The sequence below is a fragment of the Rhizobium sp. BK529 genome (assembly GCF_014194105.1).
Classification (GTDB): domain Bacteria; phylum Pseudomonadota; class Alphaproteobacteria; order Rhizobiales; family Rhizobiaceae; genus Rhizobium.
The window spans coordinates 1-24,387 of the sequence record NZ_JACIAU010000005.1; the positions used below are offsets into that span (position 1 = coordinate 1).

Here is a 24,387-nt window from a genome sequence, read left to right on the forward strand (position 1 = left end):
CACCGACGGAGATCTTCAACCAGCATCTATTGGCTATGGAGGACCAGGTCATATAGATTCCAACCCGCGTTGCATTCAATCTGGAACCAGCAGGGCTATTTAGTAATGCGACAGTTGGGCCAGTTAAAGATGCGACAGTCTCGCCTCTCGACGCGCTGGTCAATGTCAACGTTGGGAGCAAGGATGACGACCTTCCGCCTGGTGGAGACCATGAGCGTTTGGAGTCGTGATGTCCTGTTTGATCACCATGTCGCAGAAAGAATTGCATCGCCTCGAAGTCATCCAGAAGATCAATGATCGACGCCTAAGCGTTGTCCAGGCAGCGGAGTTGCTCGGCCTCAGCCGAAGTCAGGTGCACAGGCTGCTGCAGGCTTATGACCGGGCCGGTGCGGCCGGTCTGGTTTCAAAGAAGCGATCTCGGCCAAGCAATCGCCGCCACAGCGAGGATTTTCGCAATGCGGCGCTGGATCTGATCCGTGAACGCTATCTGGATTTCGGTCCGACGCTGGCTCGCGAGAAGCTGATCGAACTGCATCACATCTCGGTCGCCAAGGAGACGCTGCGCCAATGGATGACCGAGGCCGGCATCTGGGTCTCGCGACGCGAGCGCAAGCAGCGGGTCTTCCAGCCGCGCGGCCGGCGTGACTGCTTCGGTGAACTGGTCCAGATCGACGGCTCGCATCACTGGTGGTTCGAGAACCGCGGTCCCAAATGCGCCCTGCTCGTCTATATCGACGACGCCACCGGCAAGCTGTTGCATCTGCGCTTCGCCGGATCGGAGAACACCTTCGATTACCTGCATGCGACGAAGGCGTATCTGCAGCAATGGGGCAAGCCTCTGGCATTTTACAGCGACAAGCACGGTGTCTTTCGTTCGACCCATGCCTCGGAGAAGGACCGGACGAGCGGCCTGACGCAGTTCGGACGGGCGCTTTACGAGCTCAACATCGACATCATCTGCGCCAACACCCCGCAGGCCAAAGGGCGCGTCGAGCGCGCCAACCAGACGCTGCAGGATCGATTGGTCAAGGAACTGCGGCTGCGCGGCATCGACACGATCGCGGCGGCCAATGCCTATGCGCCGGAGTTCATGGCCGACTTCAATCGTCGCTTTGGCAAGCCGCCGCGCAATCCGAAGGACATGCATCGGCCGCTTGCCGCGCATGAGAACCTCGATAGCGCCATGTGCCGCAAGGAAGTCCGCACGCTGTCGCAGTCATTGACGCTGCGCTATGACAAGGTGCTGTTCATTCTCGATCCGACGGAGCAGGCCAAGGCGCTGGCGGGTAAGAAGGTGGTCGTTTGCGACTATCCGGACGGCCGCCTCGAGATCATGCACGAGAGCTTTGCCCTGCCCTACAGAACCTTTGACACGTTACGCTCCGTGCATCGCGCGGATATCGTCGATAACAAGCGCCTAGACGACATGCTTTCGATCGTCGCCGAGATGCAGGCCGGGCGTGAACAGCAGCGCAGCAAGGGCGGCCCTCGCCGCACCGGCCAGACGGATCATATGTTCGGCATTCGCGATGGCAGCCAGAGCAACGGCTATCAGAAGCGCGGCCGCAAGCCCGGCCGCCGGACGGACTTCATGAATGATCCGGAGGTCATTGCCAGAAGGCAGAAGGCGCTCGCGCGCATGGAGGCAGCGGAATGAACCGCTGGCACTCATCGTCTCAAAGCTAAAGCCGAAGGGTGGCCCTCACCCGCCCCCGCTCCTTCCTTGCAACCCGGACCAGCCGGGCGGATCGGGGGCTGCCGAAAGCGCCAGCGGAGATGCTGAGTGTCGCATTTCTAACTGGCCGGCGAAGCCGCACCTCTAACCAGCTTTGACAGCGTGTGTAAGGGGGGTACATTCTATTTCCAAGTGCGACATGCCAATGATTTCAATGGCTTCACTTTGGAGATTTTGGCATGTCCCGATGCTATACGCAGCTTGCTCTCGCCGACCGACGACGCCTACAGCAGCTGATGGCGGCAAATGTTCCCGTCCACGAAATGGCCCGCCAACTTGGCCGTCACCGCTCCACCATTTACCGCGAGATCAAGCGCAACACGTTTCATGATCGCGAACTGCCGGACTACGACGGCTACTACAGCACGGTCGCGCACGATATCTCCAAGGACCGACGACGCCGGCTGAGAAAGCTGCGGCGGCACCCGAATTTGCGCCAGGAGATCATCACCTAGTTGGAGGCACGCTGGTCTCCTGAGCAGATCGCTGGTCGCCTGTTGTTGGAGGGGCGCAGCCTCGTGCGCGTCTGTAAAGAGACAATCTACCGGTTCATTTACAGCAAGGAAGATTACGGGCTTGGCCTCTATCAGTATCTCCCGGAAGCGCGCCGCAAACGTCGTCCACTGCGCTCCAGGAAGCCGCGCGACGGTGTGTTTCCGGCCTCGCATCGTATATCTCAACGTCCTGATTTTATTGGAGATCGATCGCAATTCGGGCATTGGGAAGGCGACCTCCTTATCTTCGAACGTCCACTCGGCCATGCCAATGTGACATCTCTGGTGGAGCGCAAGAGCCGCTATACCGTTCTCATCAAGAATCCAAGCCGGCATTCTCGCCCGATCATGGACGAGATCATCAGAGCTTTTTCTCCTCTGCCAGCCTTTGCGCGTCAAAGCTTCACCTTTGATCGCGGTACCGAGTTTGCCGGATTCAGGGCTTTGGAAGAAGGGATCGGCGCGCGTAGCTGGTTCTGCGACCCGAGTGCACCGTGGCAAAAGGGAACTGTCGAAAACGCCAACAAACGTATGCGCCGCTTCATGCCAGGAGCTACAGATCTGGCCGCCGTGTCACAACGCGACCTCATCCAACTCGCACGACATCTCAACGACCAACCCCGTAAATGCCTTGGCTACAAGACACCGGCCGAGGTGTTCATGGCGCATTTGCAGGATCAGGTGTGATCCCCTACCCTGCAAAACAGGCGTGACGCACTTGGGTTAGCTCCTCCAAAAATTAGCATCCACGTCATCGCCTCGACGAGCTGCCAGCTTCGGCACCTTCCGGAATCCGTTGTCGTACCGAACCAGTCCGTACGCCTCGCAGACCTTGGCCTCGAAGAGCTTGTGCAGCGCTTGGCTGTCATCGATGTCGAAGGACTGGACGGCGCCGCCGCCGATGGCGAAGACCTCGTGCGGCTCTATCCCTGAGTTGTCGATCAACAGAACTTCGTCGGCGATTCTGAGCGCTTCGGTCAGCTTCTCGAAGGATCCATCGTGCCGCCTACGGATATTTTCCTCCGGGATGTCGTGACCGCCCTTGAGGACACGCTGTCTGACACGCTCGACGTTTGTCTCAACGGAATCCAGAGCGACGTAGTAGAGGCCGACCGTGAACCCGGCCGCCTTGGCATCGCGCATCATTCTCAGCGATTGGTTACTACTCAGCGTCGTCTCGAAAATGAAAGACTGCCGGGTGGCGATCATCTCGGCAATTTTCAGGAGGGCAGCTCGACCAGCTTGGATGTCGGTCGATCTGTCATCGGCCGCTGGCATCGCTTTGGCGATCTCGTCCGCGTTGATCCAGACACCCTCAAGCTTCAGCTTCCCGAAGGCGGAGGTTTTGCCGGAGCCGTTCGGCCCTGCGAGGAGGATGCACGACAATTCCGGCATGAAGCAATTGCTACCTCACGGTAGCCGGAGCACGTTCCTTGCGCTCGCGCTGGGCCTTATCCTTCGCCTCGTTCTGGCGGTCCTTGGCAGAGATCGTTAGGCCCATACGACGGCTCTCGGCAATGGCTTCCCGGCCGATCTGCTTCAAGGCTTGTTTATTCTCGCGGTATTTCTGCAACAGCATCGACGATCTCCTTCCATTCCTCCATAACATAATGCGACAGCCCGTCGGCGGCAAATATCGCTTGTTCCAAGTGCCGCCGACAGCAACACTGAATGCAACGGGCCGAATCTATCTCGGAAATGGGTTCGACGACTAGAAGGAAGAGACCCGCATGAAGATCATCGATTATGTCCTTGGCGATGACAAGCCCAGCAGGCCGACCGGAAGGCACGCCTGCAGGCCGCATTCCCCGAAGCCAACATCTATGCCGAATCCGCAATGCGCGGCGTGAGGAAGATAACCCCTACCCGGCAAACCAGAGGCCATGCCTTTCGCGCGCTGCATCATCTTGAGCGAGACGGCTGAGATCGTCGGTCACGAAAAGATCGCCAGCCCTGCAAAACAGGCGTGACGCACTTGGGTTAGCTCCTCCAGGGCAATTTAGTAATGCGACAGTTGGGTCTGCTCTTGGCACGGCGCATAATCCTGACGTTTCCGAAGTTCGCTCTTCGGCAACCAGCTAGGTCACAAGAAGCGTTTGCCGACCTTGAAGATTCAGCAACTCGACCGCATTTCGGTCGAAAGACACGAAAATCTCGCCCCCAAGCCAGGCTCCCTCATGTGCGATGACACCGTCTGCGAAATCACCTCCAGCTTCAAGAACAGCCAAACCCGCTTCCACGGCCGGCCTGTCCATTGAGACGTTAGCCGTCGCCAGAAGATCACGGATTGTCTGTGCAACATCATCTGTGGAAAGTTTTGCACCGTGCCGCAGGATCCAAACCAACTCACAGAGAGTTGGCAATGAAACGGCAATCAATGTGGCTTCCTCGAGAAGTTTTGCGGCTGCCTGCCCCTGCTCAGGATCATCTTGCAAAACCGCTCGCACCAGAACATTCGTATCAACCGCGATTTTCACGCGTCGTCGCTCCAGCCCTCGGCTGCAATTTCATTCATTTCCTCGATCGTCAGGGTCTTTTTCGCCTTGCCGGCGTGCCGTCCGATAAAATTACCAATCGTGCCCGTCGCACGGACAGCCCGGATTCGTAACTCGCCGCCCGGCAGTTTCTCGAATTCGATCCGCTCCCCGGGTTTTACACCGAGATGCGCAAGCAAGTCGCGTTTGAGCGTGACTTGACCTTTCATTGAGAGAGCTACTGAAGGCATGAAATTCTCCCGGGCTATATACGAACTATAAAAGTAATGTAAATTTCACTTACTTTCAACCTCCACGACGGTGGGGGTTGTCCGCGACCGCCTTTTTTGCCCATGCATCAACCGATGCGCTATCAAGCCAACCGCTTCGCAGCATCGTGCGCTTTGGTGTTGTTGGCGCGGAAACGTATTTACCCATGATGTGAATAATTCCGGAGTTTTCCCTCTAACCCTGCTTTCAGTTGACGTCCTTCGAAGTCGGCGAGGCTTTCCCCTACCCCTTGTAACTTCCCGTTGTTGGATATTGGGGTTGTAATGCCCGGCACGTGCCGGATGGAAGACCGACGGCCCTTTGGGACACCAAGCCTGTGTTGCAGGTCGCGCCGCCGGACGTCGCGCCGCGGCTCAACCGACGGAGCATCCCGTGCGCGATGACGAGTATGACGGCGGCGCACGCAGATCGGGCGGTTCGTGCCAGACAGTCCTTTCCGGCGATCCATCATCGTCATGAATCGGTGCGACCAGATCGATTCAAACTTGTCGTTGGACGCGTCCCAAGAGGCCGGCGATGCTGTACGCATGCCAATTCACTCCTACCACCTTTATTGTCAGCGTATCGATGCGAGCCGAAACATGGCCCGTTATTATGACCTCTCGCTCCAGCCGACGCTGTTCGGAGAGATCGCCGTCATGCGCAGCTGGGGGCGCATCGGCAGGGCTGGCGGGGAAAAAAGCGAGGTCTTTTCCAGTGACCAACAGGCGATTTCGCATTTCCTGGAGCTCGCCCGCCGGAAGCGAAAAAGGGGATATGCGCCGGTTGGCGCGGGGCGGCAGCGTGAATGAAAGATCGCTTGCGATCGCAGGTCCCAGTTCGCCGGCAAGACACCGTGTTCGACCCGCGTCAGTCGGGCGCGCCTTCCGAAACCGAAGCCGGTCCGTTCGTCGGTGCCGTGGCCGCAACATCCTGATCCTGACGGAGATCCAGATCACCCCAGATAGCCGGTTTGCAAAGGCCCGTCTTCGGCTTCCTGGGCCTCTTGATCTCGACGATGAACGGCTTTTTCTGGCGCATATTTCCTCCGCAACGAATCGTTCGGCAACGATATCTGCTGCGTCAGCCTTGGCAACTGGTGGGTCGGGACCGTTCCAGGCTCTGTTCTGCCTTGTCGTCGATGGGTTGAGAAGAACCGATCATCAGCGAGCTCCGGCGAAAAGAGGCGCCGGATTGCCGATGCCGTTCCTTTGACTCGCGTTGCCGGGGCGGCCCATCAGCGGGCTCGATGAGGCATGTCTGACCGGAAATCGGCTTCGCCTCGATCGAGCACGCAACGGCAGCCGCAATTTTCTTACCCCTGGCGGCGTCGCCGCCATTCCGCACCGACTAACAAAATTGCGACTTGCCGTCCTCCATTGCATTCCGGCCCTATGGGTGCGGTCCGATCGTCCCCGGTCTTTTCGACAGCCATCGAGGCCGCGATGGGCGCGGCCCCGAAACAGCGAAAGGAACAGGACAATGGCAACCATCGGCACTTTCACCTCCAACGAAACTGGCTTCTCCGGCTCGATCCGGACCCTCGCCCTCAACGTCAAGGCTCGCATCGCCCGGATCGACAATCCCTCCGACAAGGGCCCGCACTACCGCATCTACGCCGGCGCCGTCGAGCTCGGTGTGGCTTGGCAGAAGACCTCAGAGCAGGGTCGCGACTACCTCTCGGTCAAGCTCGACGATCCGAGCTTCTCCGCACCGATCTACGCGACACTCTCAGAGGTCGAGGGTGAAGACGGATACCAGCTGATCTGGTCGCGCCGCGTCAGCCAGGACTGACACGAGCCGGCCCCGCCGAAGAGGCGGGGCCCTTCCGAAACATAGGCTTCGGAGCCGGTATCGAAGCCGCTTCCAGTCTTCTTGCGGATGCGGGGCCGACGTGTCTGGCCATCGATGACGGCAAGCGGTCGCGTCCCTGGTGCGACCGAAAACGGCGCCGATCGGGCCGCAGCAATCAAGGAGAGCAACAATCAGCATCCCGATCACGATACTCCCTCATGAGTGGCGAGGGGGCGCTGGTTGAGTTCTGTTTCCACGGCTGCGTGGAGGTCTTCTCTTTGGTCAACCGTGCCTAGAAGCAGCCTTTCAGCTTCCAGTCTCAAGTCGGGGGGCCATCAACCGAGCCGATGTAGCCTCACCAGCGCTTCTGCGACGAAAAGGTTGGGGACTAGGACCGTCGCTCCAGTTCCGTTCAAGCGAAAGACCCGAATAGACTTGGTTTTAGTCCCTATCATCGAGCCTCTTGAAAGCTGATATCATTATGCGTACTTTGATATCAAAGCCATCATTTTTATGGACATGATGTCGATGCCTGCGGTTACCATTCGAAATCTTTCTGACGAAACGCATCGGGCTCTGCGGTTGCGAGCGGCTCGTCATGGCCGAAGCACTGAGGCCGAGATCCGTGACATTATCGAGGCCGCGGTTCGTCCCCCTGAACGCGTCAAGCTCGGCTCTTTACTAGCGGCCATTGGTCGAGACGCTGAGCTTTCCGACGACGATGTTGGAACCCTGCAGAACGGTCGCGACAAGACGCCCCCTGAACCGATGACTTTCGAATGATCTTGCTGGACACCAATGTTATATCCGAGCCGTGGAAATCGGCCCCTGATGAGTCAGTGGTCGCTTGGTTGGACGCCCAAGCCATCGAGACGCTGTTCCTTTCCGCAATAACGATTGCTGAACTTCGCTTCGGGATCGCTGCTATGCCCTCAGGGAAACGGAAGACTATCCTCCGCGACCGCCTTGAGGGCGAAGTGCTGCCTCACTTTTCCGAGCGAATCTTGGCCTTCGATCTGGCCAGTTCACAGTTTTACGCGGAACTGATGGCTCGCGCTCGAGTATCTGGGAAAGCGATTGGAACGGTTGATGGCTACATTGCCGCCATAGCAGCAGCGAATGGCCTCGCAATCGCAACGCGTGATACAAGCCCGTTCGAGGCCGCCGGACTGAAAGTGATCAATCCCTGGCCACGATAACGGCAGCAATGTGAGCAGCCGAAGGCTGGGCGCTTCGTTGCAGAAGTCCCGACGATCGAGAAACGTTGAGCCGGTCTCGACACGGATCTTCGGCTTTGGATCATCCTTGATGAGTTCAACAGTGATCTAAATCGGACGGTCGTTCAATCTTGAACCTGAACCTGCCGTCGGCCGCTTCAGCAAGGCTTTCTTTCTTCCTCTTCTTCGTGAATTCATTGCTCGTCGCAAATCGATGACGGAGGTCATCCGGTCCGCTGATCGGCACAATGGCCGGCAGACGTGAGCATCGGAGCCGATTGCGTCTTATGGGTGCCATACGGAAAGCGGGGGATGTCTGCTCAGATCCTCCAAGTCTGGCGCACCGGATGGGTGGCCTCAAGGATGCGCGGTCCCGCCAATTTTGCGCGGCCGGACGGCGTCCGCCCACACAAAATCGGTGCCCCCACGCCCCGCCATGCGGTCGCTTCGCGATCCTTGACCCCGCCCATTCGCTGCACCGCCCTGCGTCATCTTTCACCCACTCACGGAGATTGACGATGACGATTTCGATCGAAGAGCAGATCGAGGAATTGCGGGCCGAACTTTCGAATGCGGTCGATCCGGCCGAACGATGCCAGATCATTGCAGAGCTTTATCTGGCACAGGCCGAGCTCAATCTGGCCGTTGCCGAACTGTCGGGCACCGTCGACACCGAGCCGCCTTTCTGAGGGCGCAGCCCATTCGCCGGTGCGGCTTTGCAGGCACCGGATTTGCGCCTGCTGGTCTTTCAATCGCACCCTTCGGGCTGTTTCGTTATGATGGACCAAAGCCGCCGGATTTATCGACATCGGTTTCGGGAGCTAACGGAACGGCAGGGGTCAATGCGCGCCGTTATCGAAGCGGTTCGCGTTCACGCATGACCGCATGTCGCGTCTGCGAAACCAAATGGCCCTCCCGCATCTGAGCGGCGCGTTGCCGGCCGTAAAGACGATCTGCTCGTCGGCCCGCATGTGAAGCACTTCATGGGGTTGGATCAGCGGTCGCGCCGCCAGTTGTTTCGATCGTGTGCGGGATGATCCCCTTGCCTGAAAACTGTGACTGACCTGGTCGATCTCGACCGTCGTCATGCCGCAGCGGCGTGAGATGTAATCGGCCGTCTCCGGGTCGTTGATTGCCGCAAACGAGATCCAGCTCGCACTCTCGAACCACTTGCTCGCTGCATCCCGACCGCCATAGGTTTCACGCATCTGACCGATCGACTGAAAGATCAAGGTGAGCGTAATCCCATATTTACGCCCTGCATCCCTCGCAGTTTCCAGCATGCGCATGTAGCCGAGCCGCGCAACCTCGTCGAGAAGGAAGAGCGTTCGACCCTTGACCGCGCCGTCACGATTATAGATCGCGTTGAGCAACGAGCCGATGATGACACGGGCAAGGCCGGCATGCGTCTCGAGCGTCTTAAGATCGATGTTGATAAAGACGTCGGTATCGCCTCCGGCAATGGCGTCGGTCGCGAAGGTCGAGCCCGAAACCAGCGCCGCATAGTTCGGATAGGACAGCCAGTGCGTCTCCTTGACTGCGTTCGCGTAGACCCCGCTGAACGTCTCCGGTGTCATGTTCACGAAGGCCGCGACGTTTTCTTTCACGAAGGCGGATTTCGACCCGTCGTAAATGTCCTGTAATCTCTGGCGCAGTTTCGGCTCCGGCTCGGCGAGATTGGAACGCACCTGGCGAAGCGTTTGCATCTCCTTTTCCGTACGACCCGACAGGCAGATGTCGGCGATGATGGCGGTCAGCAGTTGCAGTCCGGAGGTACGGAAGAAGTCGTCGCGCGCACCCTGCGCCCGTCCGCTGTCGCTGATGATCCAGGACGCGACGGAGGCTATATCCTCTTCCTTGGTGCCGCCGAAGCGGCCGATCCAGTCGAGCACATTGATGCCGATACCGGGGCGTTTCGGGTCGAGCACGAAGACATCCCGGCCGTCCTTGCACCGATGACCGAGGACCATCGGTGCAACTTCATTGGAAGGATCGAGAACGATCAGCGAGCCGCCCCATTTGAGAGCCGTCGGGATCGTCACCGAGGTCGTCTTGAAGCCGCCGGAGCCGGCGAACACGATGCCGTGCGATGAACCGAACGAGCCGTCGAAACACAGAAGCGGCGACTTGCCGCCAGCGCCCCATGTCTCGGGCTTGTCTGCGCGAAAGGAAAGCGTCGCTGTGCTGTCGCGGTCGACACGGTATCGTTCGCCGATGACGATGCCGCCCGAATCCGGAAAAAGGTTCGCAGCCGCCTGCAACTTCATCCAGTCCGCTTGCCCATGCAGGGCTCGGCTGCCGCTGATGCGCTTCGGTTCCGGTCGCCTGAACGCAGCGTTGCCGACGATTGCCACGCGCAAAGCCAAAATCGCGGTCATCGTGACCGCAACGGCCCCAACCGCCGTGGCGAGATCCGCATAGGTCAGGATCGATTGTTGCGGGGGCAGTCCGCTCGCGAGGGTCTGGAGCCGCACGATCTTCCGGCCTGCAGCGATCGCTGTCGTTGCGGCTCCGCCCGCCGCAACCCCCCATCCCACGGCTTTGATGTTCGTGGACCCTGCAGTGGCCAAGAGAAAGACGATGCCAAGAGCTGCGGCTATCGCATACGGCAATGTAATGGCTGCACGAGCGAGCACGAGCTTACCGGCTTCCGATCTTGCCAGACCCGAGAGCCACTGCTCGCCGCCGCTGGTGGACATGGTCGCAACGAGCATGAACATCAGCGGGACGAGAAACGCTGCAATTTTCTTAAGCGTCATCGCCGAACGCCTTCGCACCGATCAGCGTCAGCCGCAGGCGTTCCCCCGCATCATCACCGAGCCTTTGCTTGAGTTCGACCAGCGCGCCGAGGAGGAGCGTACGCTTCTCGTATCTGAGACCCGCCTTGACGATCAGCCCGCCGAGTTCGATCTTCTCCCGCGTATCCTTCTTGCGGGCATCCAAGGTGGAGGTGCGCGCCATCCGCTCAAGCCTCCGCAGTGCCGCTCGCAGCCGCGCCAGACGCGAACGTCGTGGCGTCGGTCGCGCTCGAGGCGCCTGCACCTGCCCTCTCCTTCCCGTTCGATCCTCCCTTGCCTGCGTGAAACCGTTTGGCCAGATCCTCAAAAGCTGTCTGAAGGTGCGCCTCGTCAATGTCGATCTCGCCAAATCCGGCCTTCAGCGCGATGCGACCGATGCGTTCGGCCTCGCGGGTCTCTGCGGCTTTGAGCTGCTCTTGCAGCTCGGCGATTTCAGCGCGAATCCTGAAGGACGGTTTCTTCATGTCGGGATAGCCCTTTTCATGCCGGTTGATGTTTCTAACGGCGTGAGAGTCCCATGAGATCGCGCTTTCGATCTACTAACATAAATGCGAGTTGGCGCAGCCAACACATTTGAACATCATCCCGGCCGTTCCGAAGGAGCGGATCCGAAGGGCGCAATTATACGTCGCTGATGCGACGCTTTGCCGTTTGGGCCCCGCGGGCCTGCCGCTCCCGATGAACCCGTTGATTTCGTTAGCAACCGTGAAGGAACTCCGCCGTGGCCGTCCCTCACTTCTCCGTCGGCGTCGTCGCCCGCGGCTGCGGCCGCAGCGCGGTTCTGTCGGCAGCCTACCGGCACTGCGCCAAGATGAGCTTCGAGCGGGAAGCGCGCTCGGTCGACTATCGCGCCAAGCGGGGACTGCTTCACGAAGAGTTTGTCATCCCGCCCGACGCGCCTCATTGGCTGCGGTCGTTAATCGCCGACCGCTCGGTCTCGGGTGCATCCGAGGCCTTTTGGAACAAGGTGGAGGCTTTCGAAAAGCGGTCGGACGCGCAGCTCGCCAAAGACGTAACCATCGCGCTGCCCCTGGAGCTGAGCGCCCAGCAAAACATCGAACTCATGAGGGATTTTATCGAACGGCACATCACCTCGAAAGGCATGATTGCCGATTGGGTCTATCACGATGCCCCCGGCAATCCTCATGTCCACCTTATGACCACCGTGCGCCCCCTGACCGAGGTCGGTTTCGGCGCCAAGAAGGTCGCGGTTGTTGGCGCGGACGGCAATCCGATCCGCAACGATGCCGGCAAGGTCGTCTACGAACTCTGGGCCGGTGGCCTCGACGATTTCAAGGCGTTCCGCGATGGGTGGTTCGCCTGCCAGAACCACCATCTGACCCTTGCCGGTGTCGACCTTCGCGTCGATGGACGATCGTTTGAAAAGCGAGGGATCGAGCTGGAACCGACCATCCACCTCGGCGTCGGTACCAAAGCCATCGAGCGGAAGTCGGCGGATGCACGGGAGGCTAGTTCACTTAAGCGGCTCGAAGAGCAGCAGGCGCGAAGAGCCGAGAACGCAAGGCGGATAGAACGAAGTCCCGAGCTCGTCCTCGACCTGATCACGCGCGAGAAAAGCGTCTTCGACGAACGCGACGTCGCCAAGGTCCTTTACCGCTACGTCGACGATCCTTCTCTCTTCCAGAATCTCATGGTTCGGATTCTCCTGTGCCCCGAGATCTTGCGTCTCGAGCGGGAGCGGGTCGAGCTAGCCACCGGGCAGAGCCTTCCCGCCAAATATACGACCCGCGACATGATCATGCTCGAAGCGAAGATGGCCAATCGTGCCGTCTGGCTTTCGCAGCGATCGTCGCATGGTGTGCGCGCAGCAGTGTTGCAGGCAACGCTTGCGCGTCATCTGGGCTTGTCGGACGAGCAGAAAGCGGCGATCGAACATATCGCAGGGCCCGAGCGTATCGCCGCCGTGATCGGCCGCGCCGGCGCCGGCAAAACGACAATGATGAAAGCGGCATGCGAGGCCTGGGAAGCGGCCGGCTATCGGGTTGTCGGCGCGGCACTCGCCGGCAAGGCAGCCGAAGGCCTGGAGAAGGAAGCAGGCATTGCCTCGCGCACCCTGGCGTCCTGGGAACTGCGCTGGAACCAAGGGCGCAACCGGCTCGACAGCGAGACGGTCCTCGTGCTCGACGAAGCCGGCATGGTGTCGTCGCGGCAGATGGCGCTGTTTGTCGAAACAGTAACCAGGGCCGGTGCCAAACTCGTTCTCATTGGCGATCCCGAACAGCTTCAGCCGATCGAAGCCGGGGCTGCCTTTCGAGCGATCGCCGACCGCATCGGCTATGCTGAACTCGAAACCATCTATCGCCAACGCCAGCAATGGATGCGTGACGCTTCGCTTGATCTTGCGCGCGGCAGGACCGGCAAGGCCCTCAACGCCTACCGTGCCAACGGCAAGGTGATTGGTTCCGACCTGAAGGCGGATGCCGTTGACAATCTGATCGCCGACTGGGACCGCGACTACAATCCCGCAACGACGTCGCTGATCCTCGCTCATCTGCGCCGCGACGTTCGCATGCTGAACCGAATGGCCCGCAGCAGACTGATCGAGCGCGGGGTTATCGGCAAAGGATCCGTGTTCAAGACGGCTGAGGGCGACCGCAATTTCGCGATCGGCGACCAGATCGTCTTCCTCAGGAACGAGAGCTCGCTCGGCATCAAGAACGGCATGCTGGCGAGGGTCGTTGAGGCCACACCCGGCCGCATCGTTGCGGAGATCGGTGACGGCGAACGGCGCCGTCACGTCGTGGTCGAGCAGCGCTTCTACGCCGACATCGATCATGGTTATGCTGCGACGATCCACAAGAGCCAGGGGGCCACCGTCGATCAGGTCAAGGTACTGGCCTCGCTCTCGCTCGACCGGCACTTGACCTATGTCGCCATGACCCGTCACCGCCAGGATCTCAACGTCTATTACGGCCGCCGGTCCTTCGCCAAGGCCGGCGGACTGGTGGCGGTTCTTTCGCGCAGGAACGCAAAGGAAACGACCCTCGACTATGCCGATGGCCCCTTCTATCGCCAGGCGCTTCGCTTCGCCGAGGCTCGCGGTCTCCATCTCGTCAACGTCGCCCGAACCCTGATTCGCGATCGGTTCGAATGGACGGTTCGCCAGAAGCAGTTGCTCAAGGATTTGGCGAGCCGCCTGGCGGAAATTGCAGCAAGGATCGGCCTCTCGGTCAGTCCGCGCCAAACCAGTCTTGCCGATCCACTCGAGGAGGCAAAGCCGATGGTATCCGGCATCACGACCTTCCCCAGTTCCGTCGACCAATCGGTAAAAGACAAGCTCTCGTCCGATCCGGGTCTGAAGCGGCAATGGCAGGATGTTTCGATCCGGTTCCAGCTTGTCTACGCCCACCCAGAGGCCGCGTTCAACGCCGTCGATGTCGACGCCATGCTCAAGGACAAGGCGAGCGCAGCAACCACACTGTCCAAACTGGCAGACGAGCCTGAAACCTTCGGCGCGATGCGGGGAAGAACGGGCATTCTTGCCAGCAAGACCGACAAGCAGAACCGGGAGGCCGCCCTGCGCAACGTGCCCGCCCTCGCCCGCAATCTCGAACGCTTCCTTGAAATGCGCGCCGAGGCAGAGCGCAAATATCAGCGGCTGGAGCGCGCAGCCAGATTGAAGGCTTCCATTGACATCCCTGCGCTGTCGCCGAATGCCAAGACGGTGCTTGAGCGGGCGCGCGACGCGATCGACAGGAATGATCTTCGCGCTGGTCTGGCATATGCCTGTTCAGACCGACAGGTGAAGGCCGAACTCGAGGCTTTCGCCAAAGCCGTCGCCGAGCGGTTCGGCGAACGCACCTTCCTCGGTATCGCGGCGAAGGACGCGAATGGCGAGACCTTCCAGTCGGTGACGGCGGGAATGAGCCCGGCTCAGACGGCCGAGGTCAAAGCAGCGTGGAATGCGATGCGGACCGCACAGCAACTTGCGGTCCACGAACGCAGCGCCGCCGCAATGAAGCAGGCAGAGTCGCTCCGTCAGGCGAAGAGCCAGGGACTTTCCTGAAATGACGATCATCGGCGCTCGAGGACCTTCACGCCGCCAGGCTTTTCGCGCCGGCCCCACGGCTGTCGCGATCGCGGCGGTGCTTGCATCGGCGATCCTTGCCGGCGGACTTGCGGGGTATCGCGTCAACCTGACGCCAAGCGAACCGTTGGGGATTTGGCACATTCAACCGCTGAGACGGCCGGCCGCCGTCGGCGATATCGTCTTCATCTGCCCGCCCCTCAGCGCGACCATGCAGATAGCCCGGCAGCGCGGTTATCTTCGTTCCGGATTGTGCCGCGGCGGCTATGCGCCCTTGATCAAGACCATTGTCGCGACCGCAGGCCAAAATATCCACATCGATCGCTCGGTCACAATCGATGGTGTTGTCCTGCCGCATTCGGCCCTGTCGCCCGAGGACGGGCAAGGCCGACCTATCATGGTGGCAATTTCCGGCAGCAAGGTCGGCAGGGGCGAAGTCTTCCTTCATTCCTCATTCCCAGGCTCGTTCGACTCCCGATATTTCGGACCTGTGCCCGCATCGGGAATCCTTGGTCTGGCCGAGGAGGTGCTGACTTATGCGCCCTGACCGGATTAAGATCGGTATCCTGATCTTTGCAGCAGCGGCAGTCGGTTGGGCTGGATGGAACGGCAATGTGCTTTTTCTTCCCTTGTCCGCAGCGTTCCCGGCGCTCTGGTCCCTGGCCAATAGCCGCAGGACTGCAGCTGCCGTTTCCGCCGCATATTTCCTGTCGGCTTCGCGCGGCCTCCCGCAGGGTGTCGCCCAATTCTATGCGTCGGATATCCTGCCTGGCCTGCTGTTATGGCTTTCGGCGTCCAGTGTCTTCGTCCTTGTGCACACCGTTTTCTGGTCGAGGCAGGGCCGGTTGCCACTCCGCTATCTCGCCGCAGCAGGGCTCATGGCAGTGCCGCCGTTCGGCATTCTCGGATGGGCACATCCGCTGACCGCTGCCGGTGTCCTGTTTCCAGGATGGCGTTGGCTTGGTCTTGTGGCGATGACAGTCGGCCTGGCGGGTCTGACGACATCGCGCCGGCCGGCTGCAGCCGTTGCCGTGGCAGGCGCCTGGCTCTGGTCCGCCGCATCTGGAACAGGATCGACGCTACCACCGGCCTGGCACGCTGTCGATCTTCATCTGGGTGCGTCCCTGGGGCGGACAAGCGATCTGGCGAGGCACCGTGACCTGGCCGCAACGGTTCAGGCGATTGCGGGAATGCCGGGCGACGTCGTTGTCCTTCCAGAGAGCTCATTCGGGTTTTGGACGATCACGGTGCAACGCTTCTGGCAACGTCAACTGATCGGGACAGGAGTGACAGTCGTCGCTGGCGCCGCGGTTGCCGGCGAGGATGGCTACGACAATGTCATGGTTGCGATCTCCGAGAGCGAGAGCTCGGTCATCTATCGCGAGAGGATGCCGGTGCCGGGGTCGATGTGGCAACCGTGGCAGCGCCTGCTCGGCGGACGTGGCGGCGCCAGAGCCCATTTATTTGCCAATCCTGTCGTTGGCGTTGCCGGAGCGCGAGCAGCGCCGCTTATCTGTTACGAGCAACTGATCGTCTGGCCGATCCTGCAGTCGATGCTTCACGACCCGGACCTCATCATCGCGATCGGAAACGGCTGGTGGACATCGGGGACGTCGATTGTCCCCATCCAACGTGCGAGTGCCATCGCCTGGGCGCGGCTGTTCGCCAAGCCCATCGTTCTTTCCTTCAACACGTGACAAACGGAGCCTTGATGCTCGATCCTGCATTGTTAGACCAATGTGCCGATCCTTCGCTGAAGCCCGCGGTCGTCGAGCAATTCGTAGAGGCGGCGGGTTCCAGCGACCCCCTCGCCCTCGCCGTTCAGTCGGGAGGGCGTCTTATCCTGGTCCCAACGCCGAAATCGCCGGATGAGGCTTTGGGGATCGTGCGCGAATATGCCGGGAAGGCGATCGTGCGCGTCGGGATCACCCAGTTCCCGGCTGGAGTGGGTGCAAAAGACGCCACCGAGCTGAAACCGGATCTGGTGGAGCCGTGTGGCAACCTCCGCATGGGCACCGCAATGTTTGCCAAGGTCCTGCGGATCGTCAGCAAATGGTACGGCAATCCGAAAAGCGAGGAGGCTTTTGCGCAGATCTTCGAAGACGCCATTCATGCCTGGAGGACTGCCAGGTTCGAAGGCTTGAATGTGTTCCGGGCAGAGGATCCCGGGGGCACGCTTGACGCACAGCCGAACAACGTTGTTCCTAGCGAAACCGCAGCGACGTCCGATCAACCAACCGAGCCGCCCATGCCGTCTCAAGCGAAGGCGAAGGCGCAGGACGCCGGTATCCGGATCGATCTTTCGAGGATTGGGAGCAACTAGGCGATCGCCCGAAGGATTGCGGACCCACGCCGGCTTCAGCCGCATCTATGTCGATACCAAGAATTCGCACCTGCTGTCGTCGACAGCGATATCGGACACATCACGCTGCTGGTCACGAAAGGGCGAAAGCGCGCCCGTCCGAAGCCGGCGATGAGCGACCGAATGTTCAGTTTCGAACCGGCTAGAGGCCGTCAAAAGGTCACGTCCGGCACCCGACGGTTGGCCATCGTAGCACTGGCGGTTGCAAGCGGCATCGCGGTAACATCGACCCTATGTGCTTCCATTGGAATCCAACCTCTAACCTGCCTCAGCCTGTCACGTTCGACTCTCGCGCTGAGAACTCCCGGCCTGTCGTCCGCCCGTGCCAGGATTTGTCCCCATGGGTCGCAGATCATGGAGTTTCCGAACATGTGCCGTTCCTCCCCGTCAGGTGTCTTGTAGGAACCGCATTGCCCGCATGCGACCATGAAAGCCTGGAATTCGATTGCGCGTGCCCGACACAAGACTTCCCAATGATATTTTCCGGTCTGCGCCGTGAAGGCTGCCGGCAGGACGAAGACATCCGCCTTTTCGCTGGCCAGGCGATCGAAAAGACGCGAGAAGCGCAGGTCGTAGCAGATACAGCAGGCTATCCGGAAGCCGCCGATCTCATAGATCAGCAGCTGATTGCCGGGTGCGACCGTCTCTGACTCTGCGTAGCGTTTTCCATCCGGAGCAATGATGTCGAAGAGATGGATCTTCCGATAGGCACCAATTTGGGTCCCATTGGCGTTGAAGACGACACTTGTATTGAAGATCCGGTCGTGGCCGGGAACGCTTTCAAGGATGCTGCCGGCATGGATGGCGACACCATGCTCGGCGGCAAAGCGTTGCACCATGTTATAGGCTCGGCCGCCGGGAATGAGATCGGCGGCCGCCTGCTTTTCGGCTGCCGTACCACCCGTCCAGTCGAAATGTTCCGGCAGCACGATGAGGTCCGGCCTTTCGTTTCGGACCGCCTTCAACATCAGCCGGCTGGCTTCGGCAAGATTATAGGCCCGATCCGGGCGGGCATTCATCTGAATAAGCGAGATTTTCATGCAAGGTCCTCTTGCTCGAACAGGAATATGGATTTACCGGCCGTGAGATGCGCCCGCAGCGCAGCCGAGCGCTGCTGGCGTGCGATCGCCATTTCCGCAAGGGCGCGCATGCGCTCGGTCTCGGCGGCAAAGACGCCTTCGCTATCGGCCAGAACGGCATAACCCGGCAGAATTGCTGCCCCGCCGCAGGCGATCGGAACATTGATCGATCCGCCGATCGAAAAGATCCGGTTTGTCGTCCGCGACGACACGCCTCGGCACCAGACCGGAAGGCCGACCGCGACAATCTCCTCGACATCGGTGCATGGCCCGTCGATGACGATGCCGCTTGCCCCCTTCGCCTTGGCGGCTGCGGCAACACCGCCCCCTACACATGCCACATCGTCGCGGTCGACACGGGAGATGACCAGCATGTCGCCCGGCTTCAGCATGTCGATCGCCCTGTAGATGATGACACCGTCGCGGCCTGGCGCCGCGACGGTCAAGGCCGGACCGAAGGCCCGGCAGGGAAAGACGGGACGGACATTGTCGCCGACAAAGCCCAGATGCTCGACATGCCCGATCGTTGCGGTTTCGACCGCTGGGAGCATGTCAATGAGATCCGGGGGTAGGCTGAGCTGGCGTTCATAAGCCCGGTAGAAGGGTGTCATGTCACGGTCTTTCCTGAAACGAGATCAGATCGGGCGTTCGCCGGAGGTTGTCGTCCGGTGCATGATGCGGATCGATGCCGGGTCGAAGGAGTCGCGCCGATGCATCGTGCACCGGTTGTCCCACATCATGATGTCGCCTTCATCCCAGCGTTGGACGAAGATCTCCTGGTCCCTCGTCGTGTGATCCCAGAGTTCGGCAAGCAGCGCATTGCTCTCGTCGAGCGGCATGCCGACGACCCATGCGCCATCGGAGGTGCCGCCGAGATAGAGCGCCTTGCGGCCGGTTTCGCCATGGGTGCGTACCAGCGGATGGACGATGCCGCCCCACTCGCGGAAATCCTTGCTCGCAGGCTCCGTCTTGCCGAGCCGCAGCTTGCCTGTCTTGTCGTAGACGTTCTGGAAGAAGATCTGGCGACCGTCGACCAGGTTTTTCAGCGCCGCCGGCAAGGTTTCATATGCCATATAGGTTGATAGGAAATAGGTATCGCCGCCTGTGGGCGGCACCTTGACGGCACGTAGAATGGCGCCAGCCGGTGGCTTTTCGTAAAACCATGTATCGGTATGCCAGGTCGCTTCGCTGTTGCCCATGGCACCGGTAGGCTTGCCGTCTTGCGTTGCGTTGCTGATGACGAGAATTTCCGGATGGGTGGGATGGCCTCCCTCCTGCAGCTGTTTCGGATGGATGACGAACTCGCCGAAATGGCGCGAAAAGGCCACCTGGTCCGCATCGGAGATCCGGGTTTGCTTGAAGCGGAGAACGCCATATTGCAGCCAGTAGTGACGCAGTTCCTCGATATCGCGCGCATCATAGTTGTTGAAATCAAACCCCTCGATGTCGGCGCAGACATTGCTCTCGGCCTGTACCGCCTTCAGTCTTTCCTTCAGCATTTTCAATCTCCTTTTGTGGTCCCCTTGTCGGGCCGATGCGATGCTACGTCCGCCGGAGTTCCGAACTCCAATAGCGATCATCGCGCATTGATAGCGGTGGTCGATCGATCCCGTTCAGGCCGAAAGCGGCCGGACGTCCGACGGATCGACAGCGAGCGTCACGGGTCTGCCAGGCGTGAGCGCATGTCCGGTTGCGAGGGATGGGTGGTGCAGGATCAACCGGTGCCCGCCACCGATGATCGCCTCGAGCTCCGCATAGGCTCCGAAGTCGGTCACGCGGCGCAAGGTCCCTTCAAGCCGGTTCATCCCGGGCGGAACCTCGTCCACCCCGGCAAGCTTGACGCTCTGTGGTCGCATGGAGCAGAAGCTGATCGTGTCTGGCGCGTTCGAGCCGCCGGACGTCAGGATGGTGGGACCGCCCTCGATCGACAGTTTGACACCCGACCCCGAGCGTGAGCATCCCGAAATCGGCAGGATGTTCGACCGCCCGATGAAATCGGCCACGAATCGTGATGCCGGCTGGCGATAGATGTCCCCGGGTGTGCCTTGCTGAACGATGACGCCACGATCCATGACGACGATTCGATCGGACATGGCCATGGCTTCTTCCTGGTCGTGTGTGACGTACACGAACGTCATGCCGAGTGTCTCGTGGATTTCCTTGAGCTCGGCGCGCATGGACTCGCGCAATTTAAGATCGAGATTGGAGAGCGGCTCGTCGAGGAGCAGGAGCGAGGGCCGCGGGGCGATGGCCCGGGCAAGCGCGACACGCTGCTGCTGGCCGCCAGAGAGTTCCTTCGGATAGCGCTGATCGAAACCCTCCAGATGCACGCTTCGCAGTGCCTTCTCCACGCTCGCATTGATCTCCGCGCGCCGCGCGCCTCGCACGCGAAGGCCGAAACCAACGTTTTCGGCAATCGTCATGTGAGGGAAGAGCGCGTAGTTCTGAAACACCAGCCCGAGGTTGCGCTTCTCGGGCGGCACGTTCAGCTGGCTGCGGCCGCGGATGCGGACGTCGCCCCGGCTCGGCGTGTTGAAACCTGCGATCATGTTCAGGGTCGTCGTCTTGCCGCAGCCGGACGGACCAAGGATGCTGACGAACTCGCCTGCAGGGATCTGCAGATTGATGTCCCTGACGGCGAGATGAGGACCGAAGGACTTTGCGACCGACAGGAGTTCGATATCGAATTCGCTCATTTGCTTCCTCCATGGAGCTGCGCGGAAAAACCGCCGAGTTTTTCGAAAGCCAGGATCACGACCAGGATGAAGATCATCGAGGCGACATTGACCGCCGCCATGACCGGGTCGAGGCTGTATTCGAGGTGATTGATGACGGCGATCGGCAGGGTCGTGTCGCCCGGGCGGACCAGAAAGACCGACAGCGGAATGTTGTTGAACGAAATGATAAAGGCGAAAGTCACGCCGGACAGCACGCCCGGCTTGATGAGCGGCAGCACGACATAGAGCGTCCGCTGACGTTTGCTGGCGCCGAGAATCTGGGCGGCGCGGTCGAGGTTCTCGTCGAAATTCGCAAGGGCGCCGGCAGCCATTCGCATGACGAAAGGCAGAGCCAGCACGACATGCGCGGCGATCAGAGCCGGCATCCCAAGCATGGTCTGCAGGCCGATGATCGACAGGAAAAGCACGATCGCCACGCCCTTGACGATCTGCGGGACCGAAAGCGGCGACAAGAGCGCCGCCATGATGACGCTCGAGCCTGGAATACGTTCATGGACAAGGGCAAAGGCAGCAAGCGTCCCGACAACGCCGCTGATCGCCGCCACGATCACGGCGAGCTTGACGCTCAAAAGGAAGGGTTCGACCCACCGTTCCTCGAAAAGCCCGCCGTACCAGATAGCTGTCCATTCCCATGGCCGGAACGTCACGGCCGAGGTCGGGCTGACGGAGGCCGCGATGACGACGAGGAGCGGCAGCGCGATGAAAGCCAGGACGAGAGCGAGCGCCGACCAGAAGCCGATTGCAATCATTTTCGTCATCGTACCTCTCCCGCCCAGGACGACTTTTTCACCTTGAGACGTGACTCCCACCGAATTCCGATGATTGAGACTACGAGCATCATGGCAAGCAGGGCGATCGCCATGACGCTCGAGAAGGGCCAGTCGACGTAAAACAGCACCTGTTCGGAGATCATCGTCGCCAGCACCTTGAAGCGTGCGCCGCCGAGAAGGGCCGGCGTTGCGTAGGCGCTCGCCGCCATGGTGAAGCTGATCAACAGTGAACTGACGATGCCCGGCACGGAGAGCGGAACGACGATGTGGCGGATGACGGCCGCTCTGGAGGCTCCAAGCATCTGGGCGGCGCGTTCAAGGTTGACGTCAATCCCCTGGATGCTCGTCATCAATGACAATATGCCGAAGGGCAGCACGACATGCGTCAGTCCGACGACGACTGCAAACAGGTTCTTTGAGAGGGGAAGAGGCGTCGAGATGATGCCGAGATGAATGAGCGCATCATTGATGAAGCCACGATCTTCCAGGATGATCAGCCAGCCATAGGTGCGCAGCACCACGCCGGCAAGCTCGGGCGCCAAGGCAAGCGCGAAGACAACGGTGCGCCAGCGTGACTGTGACCGGGCGAGGAAATAGGCCACGGGATAGCCAAGAAGCGTGACGGCAACGGCGACCACGGACGACATGACCGCGGTGCGGAGAAAACCGGCAAGCGACAAGCCATCGAGGAAGAAGCGTTCGTAATTTCCAAATGTCGGCGTGAGCGTTCGGCTGTCGAGAAAACTCATGCCAATCATCATGCCCATTGGGAGGGCGAAGAAGATCAGCAGCAGCAGGAAGGACGGCGCCAGCAACATCGGTGCCGACGTTCGCACGGCAAGTCGCCCGGAAACGGCCGGGGCAGTAGCGGTAAGCGTTGTCATGGACACTCCTCAACGCGCCTGCGAGACGACGTCCCGGTCCCATCGTTCCCCCCATTCCGGGAGCTTGTCGCCAAGCTCGGTCAGATCGGGCAACTTGAGCGAACTGAGATCCTCTTGCGACGTGACCTGTCGGCGGCGAAGGGCTTCGGGGATCTCGAGGTCGGCGCGAGCGCTTCCGACCTTGTAACCTGTTACCCAGGCTTCCTGGCTGGCCTTTTCCAGGAAGAAATTGATGAAGGATCTCGCCGCCGCCTTGTGCTCGGCGCTAACGGGGATGTTGAGCGTCGCAATCAGCGGGATGGTTCCCTCCCTCGGCCGCACGTAGTCGACGGGCAGACCCTCGTCGACCAGGAGCTGAGCGCGACCGTTCCAGAAGGGCATCGCCCAGACCGTACCGTCCTTGATGTAGCTTTCGAGGATGGCGGAGGATTGTTCGAAGCCGATCGATTGCTTGGCCAGGCGCGCCATGGCGGCAAAACCGGGGTCGATATTGTCGATCAGCCCGCCACCTTCGGTGACCGACATCATTTCCAGCAGATAGACGGCCATGACGTTCTGGAAGGTCGGCAGGACCACCTTGCCGGCAAGATCCGGCCGGAGCAGATCATTCCAAGAGCTCGGCGCTAAGGCAAGCTTGTCGGTCCTGTAGAGCAGCGACATGTACTGGACCTCGTGGACCGCGCCGCAGGAGCCCGCAACCTCCTGAAGGCTCGTCGTCAGGGAAGCGAGGTTCGGGATCGAAGCAACGTCCAGCCTGTCGAGCAGGCCGTCGCGGCAGCCTTGAAGCGATTGCGAGGCTGTCATGACGACGACGTCGAAGCCCGGCCGCCCCTTCGTCGCCTTTATCTTGGCATAGTCCTGCGCGGCGGAGCCGACCGCGTCGTAGATGACGTCGATTCCAGTCTTGCGTTCGAAAGGCTCGATGATGGCCTGCCGAATGATTGTCTCGTAGGGTCCGCCATAGCTGTTGACGACAAGCGTTTCCCCATGCGCGAGCTGCGGCAGACACAGGGCAAAGGCTGCATACAGAATGGAAGGTGGCTGGAATGGTCGCACGTTGGTTTCTCCCGGTTGATATTGTTCCCGGAAAAATGGTGCCGACGCCGACTTCATAGGTCTAATAACAATCAACTCGCATTCATGCCTCGATGCTATGAATCGAGGCGAGCGAGCGGCAACGGCAACGTCTGAGCCGCCGCGAGCGCAGCCGTCTGGGAAAAATCACCCGGACGAAAACCCAGTTCCAATCTTTAAGATATCGTGCCTATGATACGCCTCTTAATTGCATTTCCTTGATTGGGATCGAAGACCATGGACTGGAACGCGGCCTCTGCGATTGCTCCGATCGGGTTCGTTCTGCGAAACCGGTCGACGCAAAGGATCGTGCGCACGCTCGGAGATGCGGCCTACGTCCTGATCAAGGACTGGCCGATAGACGACGGCGAGGAATACGTCACCGCGGTGAAAGCCTGCGTAGACGCGATCAGCGGAAAGATCGAGGTCGAAGAATTTCGGCATGCGCTGCTGCGTGCCGCCAGGGAGGCCGATATCGTGACCTTCAGCGTCGTTGCGTTCGACGCTGCCAGCGGCAAGACTGCTGAATTGCACAGCTGAGGCATGGCGCCGGAATTCGAGGCCGGCCCATTCCTTCGATCTCGAGTGCCTAGCGCTCCAGGCCCTTCGAGGAAGTGGAGCCGTCTTGCGCCCTGACACAGGCAATTCTT

The 24,387-nt window shown here is 60.3% G+C and carries 26 protein-coding genes and 3 pseudogenes; 14 read left to right on the top strand and 15 right to left on the bottom strand.

The window, feature by feature from the left end; genetic code table 11:
- Positions 1-229 precede the first annotated feature (229 nt).
- Both FHX08_RS25275 and FHX08_RS25280 read left to right on the top strand, forming a co-directional pair.
- On the top strand, positions 230-1,657 hold the full coding sequence (locus tag FHX08_RS25275) for an ISNCY family transposase (RefSeq protein ID WP_184327749.1): 1,428 nt from the start codon (positions 230-232) through the stop codon (positions 1,655-1,657).
- Positions 1,658-1,914: 257 nt separating this feature from the next.
- A pseudogene (locus FHX08_RS25280) lies at positions 1,915-2,916 on the top strand (IS30 family transposase).
- A gap of 36 nt (positions 2,917-2,952) precedes the next feature.
- Here FHX08_RS25280 and FHX08_RS25285 read toward each other — a convergent pair.
- The 4 genes from FHX08_RS25285 to FHX08_RS25300 form a co-directional block, all read right to left on the bottom strand.
- Positions 2,953-3,624, bottom strand: coding sequence for a zeta toxin family protein (locus tag FHX08_RS25285; RefSeq protein ID WP_184327750.1), 672 nt, complete (start codon positions 3,622-3,624; stop codon positions 2,953-2,955).
- Positions 3,625-3,634: 10 nt separating this feature from the next.
- Positions 3,635-3,808, bottom strand: coding sequence for a hypothetical protein (locus FHX08_RS25290; protein ID WP_184327751.1), 174 nt, complete (start codon positions 3,806-3,808; stop codon positions 3,635-3,637).
- A 499-nt stretch (positions 3,809-4,307) separates the two neighbouring features.
- Complete coding sequence (locus FHX08_RS25295; RefSeq protein WP_184327752.1) at positions 4,308-4,706, bottom strand: type II toxin-antitoxin system VapC family toxin; 399 nt, start codon at positions 4,704-4,706, stop codon at positions 4,308-4,310.
- Positions 4,703-4,954, bottom strand: coding sequence for an AbrB/MazE/SpoVT family DNA-binding domain-containing protein (locus tag FHX08_RS25300; protein WP_132658036.1), 252 nt, complete (start codon positions 4,952-4,954; stop codon positions 4,703-4,705). The genes FHX08_RS25295 and FHX08_RS25300 overlap by 4 nt, the downstream gene beginning before the upstream one ends.
- A gap of 567 nt (positions 4,955-5,521) precedes the next feature.
- On the opposite strand from FHX08_RS25300, the gene FHX08_RS25305 reads away from it, so the two are divergent.
- Positions 5,522-5,785: a WGR domain-containing protein gene (locus FHX08_RS25305; RefSeq protein WP_184327753.1), complete on the top strand. Its 264-nt coding sequence runs from the start codon at positions 5,522-5,524 to the stop codon at positions 5,783-5,785.
- Between the two features lie 58 nt (positions 5,786-5,843).
- Here FHX08_RS25305 and FHX08_RS25310 read toward each other — a convergent pair whose 3' ends face one another.
- A complete protein-coding gene (locus tag FHX08_RS25310) occupies positions 5,844-6,014 on the bottom strand; it encodes a hypothetical protein (protein WP_184327754.1) in 171 nt (56 codons plus the stop codon).
- A gap of 441 nt (positions 6,015-6,455) precedes the next feature.
- Between FHX08_RS25310 and FHX08_RS25315 the strand changes: the two genes are divergently transcribed.
- The 6 genes and pseudogenes from FHX08_RS25315 (at position 6,456) to FHX08_RS25330 (ending at position 8,673) form a co-directional block, all read left to right on the top strand.
- On the top strand, positions 6,456-6,767 hold the full coding sequence (locus tag FHX08_RS25315) for a DUF736 domain-containing protein (RefSeq protein WP_184327755.1): 312 nt from the start codon (positions 6,456-6,458) through the stop codon (positions 6,765-6,767).
- Between the two features lie 138 nt (positions 6,768-6,905).
- Positions 6,906-6,989, top strand: a pseudogene (locus tag FHX08_RS25320) (GFA family protein); the annotation flags it as partial.
- A 306-nt stretch (positions 6,990-7,295) separates the two neighbouring features.
- A complete protein-coding gene (locus FHX08_RS31645; protein ID WP_246698399.1) occupies positions 7,296-7,550 on the top strand; it encodes a FitA-like ribbon-helix-helix domain-containing protein in 255 nt (84 codons plus the stop codon).
- Entirely contained in the window at positions 7,547-7,966 is a 420-nt protein-coding gene (locus FHX08_RS25325; protein ID WP_184327756.1) for a type II toxin-antitoxin system VapC family toxin, read from the top strand. Before FHX08_RS31645 ends, FHX08_RS25325 begins: the two co-directional genes overlap by 4 nt.
- 12 nt (positions 7,967-7,978) lie before the next feature.
- Positions 7,979-8,249: pseudogene (locus FHX08_RS31650) on the top strand (hypothetical protein); the annotation flags it as partial.
- Between the two features lie 253 nt (positions 8,250-8,502).
- On the top strand, positions 8,503-8,673 hold the full coding sequence (locus tag FHX08_RS25330; protein ID WP_184327757.1) for a hypothetical protein: 171 nt from the start codon (positions 8,503-8,505) through the stop codon (positions 8,671-8,673).
- Positions 8,674-8,823: 150 nt separating this feature from the next.
- Here FHX08_RS25330 and traG read toward each other — a convergent pair whose 3' ends face one another.
- The 3 genes from traG to traC are packed head-to-tail and all read right to left on the bottom strand — an operon-like array spanning position 8,824 to position 11,246.
- Positions 8,824-10,743: a Ti-type conjugative transfer system protein TraG gene (traG, locus tag FHX08_RS25335; protein WP_184327758.1), complete on the bottom strand. Its 1,920-nt coding sequence runs from the start codon at positions 10,741-10,743 to the stop codon at positions 8,824-8,826.
- Complete coding sequence (gene traD, locus FHX08_RS25340; RefSeq protein ID WP_184327759.1) at positions 10,733-10,945, bottom strand: type IV conjugative transfer system coupling protein TraD; 213 nt, start codon at positions 10,943-10,945, stop codon at positions 10,733-10,735. Before traD ends, traG begins: the two co-directional genes overlap by 11 nt.
- 4 nt (positions 10,946-10,949) lie before the next feature.
- Complete coding sequence (traC, locus tag FHX08_RS25345; RefSeq protein ID WP_184327760.1) at positions 10,950-11,246, bottom strand: conjugal transfer protein TraC; 297 nt, start codon at positions 11,244-11,246, stop codon at positions 10,950-10,952.
- 257 nt (positions 11,247-11,503) lie between these two features.
- On the opposite strand from traC, the gene traA reads away from it, so the two are divergent.
- The 4 genes from traA to FHX08_RS25365 are packed head-to-tail and all read left to right on the top strand — an operon-like array spanning position 11,504 to position 17,153.
- Positions 11,504-14,809, top strand: a complete 3,306-nt coding sequence (gene traA / locus FHX08_RS25350) for a Ti-type conjugative transfer relaxase TraA (protein ID WP_184327761.1) — start codon at positions 11,504-11,506, stop codon at positions 14,807-14,809.
- 1 nt (position 14,810) lies between these two features.
- On the top strand, positions 14,811-15,377 hold the full coding sequence (gene traF / locus FHX08_RS25355) for a conjugative transfer signal peptidase TraF (RefSeq protein ID WP_184327762.1): 567 nt from the start codon (positions 14,811-14,813) through the stop codon (positions 15,375-15,377).
- On the top strand, positions 15,367-16,527 hold the full coding sequence (locus FHX08_RS25360) for a conjugal transfer protein TraB (protein WP_184327763.1): 1,161 nt from the start codon (positions 15,367-15,369) through the stop codon (positions 16,525-16,527). Before traF ends, FHX08_RS25360 begins: the two co-directional genes overlap by 11 nt.
- Before the next feature lie 14 nt (positions 16,528-16,541).
- Positions 16,542-17,153, top strand: a complete 612-nt coding sequence (locus FHX08_RS25365; protein WP_184327764.1) for a TraH family protein — start codon at positions 16,542-16,544, stop codon at positions 17,151-17,153.
- Between the two features lie 191 nt (positions 17,154-17,344).
- On the opposite strand, the gene FHX08_RS25370 is transcribed toward FHX08_RS25365, so the two are convergent.
- The 7 genes from FHX08_RS25370 to FHX08_RS25400 form a co-directional block, all read right to left on the bottom strand.
- On the bottom strand, positions 17,345-18,232 hold the full coding sequence (locus tag FHX08_RS25370; RefSeq protein ID WP_184327765.1) for a carbon-nitrogen hydrolase family protein: 888 nt from the start codon (positions 18,230-18,232) through the stop codon (positions 17,345-17,347).
- Entirely contained in the window at positions 18,229-18,882 is a 654-nt protein-coding gene (locus FHX08_RS25375; protein ID WP_184327766.1) for an RraA family protein, read from the bottom strand. Before FHX08_RS25375 ends, FHX08_RS25370 begins: the two co-directional genes overlap by 4 nt.
- A gap of 24 nt (positions 18,883-18,906) precedes the next feature.
- Entirely contained in the window at positions 18,907-19,770 is an 864-nt protein-coding gene (locus FHX08_RS25380) for a TauD/TfdA family dioxygenase (RefSeq protein WP_184327767.1), read from the bottom strand.
- Between the two features lie 114 nt (positions 19,771-19,884).
- A complete protein-coding gene (locus tag FHX08_RS25385) occupies positions 19,885-20,967 on the bottom strand; it encodes an ABC transporter ATP-binding protein (protein WP_184327768.1) in 1,083 nt (360 codons plus the stop codon).
- Entirely contained in the window at positions 20,964-21,767 is an 804-nt protein-coding gene (locus FHX08_RS25390) for an ABC transporter permease (protein ID WP_132657987.1), read from the bottom strand. Before FHX08_RS25390 ends, FHX08_RS25385 begins: the two co-directional genes overlap by 4 nt.
- Positions 21,764-22,663, bottom strand: a complete 900-nt coding sequence (locus FHX08_RS25395) for an ABC transporter permease (RefSeq protein WP_184327769.1) — start codon at positions 22,661-22,663, stop codon at positions 21,764-21,766. Before FHX08_RS25395 ends, FHX08_RS25390 begins: the two co-directional genes overlap by 4 nt.
- A gap of 9 nt (positions 22,664-22,672) precedes the next feature.
- Positions 22,673-23,695: an ABC transporter substrate-binding protein gene (locus FHX08_RS25400; RefSeq protein WP_409527421.1), complete on the bottom strand. Its 1,023-nt coding sequence runs from the start codon at positions 23,693-23,695 to the stop codon at positions 22,673-22,675.
- Between the two features lie 279 nt (positions 23,696-23,974).
- On the opposite strand from FHX08_RS25400, the gene FHX08_RS25405 reads away from it, so the two are divergent.
- Entirely contained in the window at positions 23,975-24,277 is a 303-nt protein-coding gene (locus tag FHX08_RS25405) for a DUF982 domain-containing protein (protein WP_184327771.1), read from the top strand.
- Positions 24,278-24,387 lie beyond the last annotated feature (110 nt).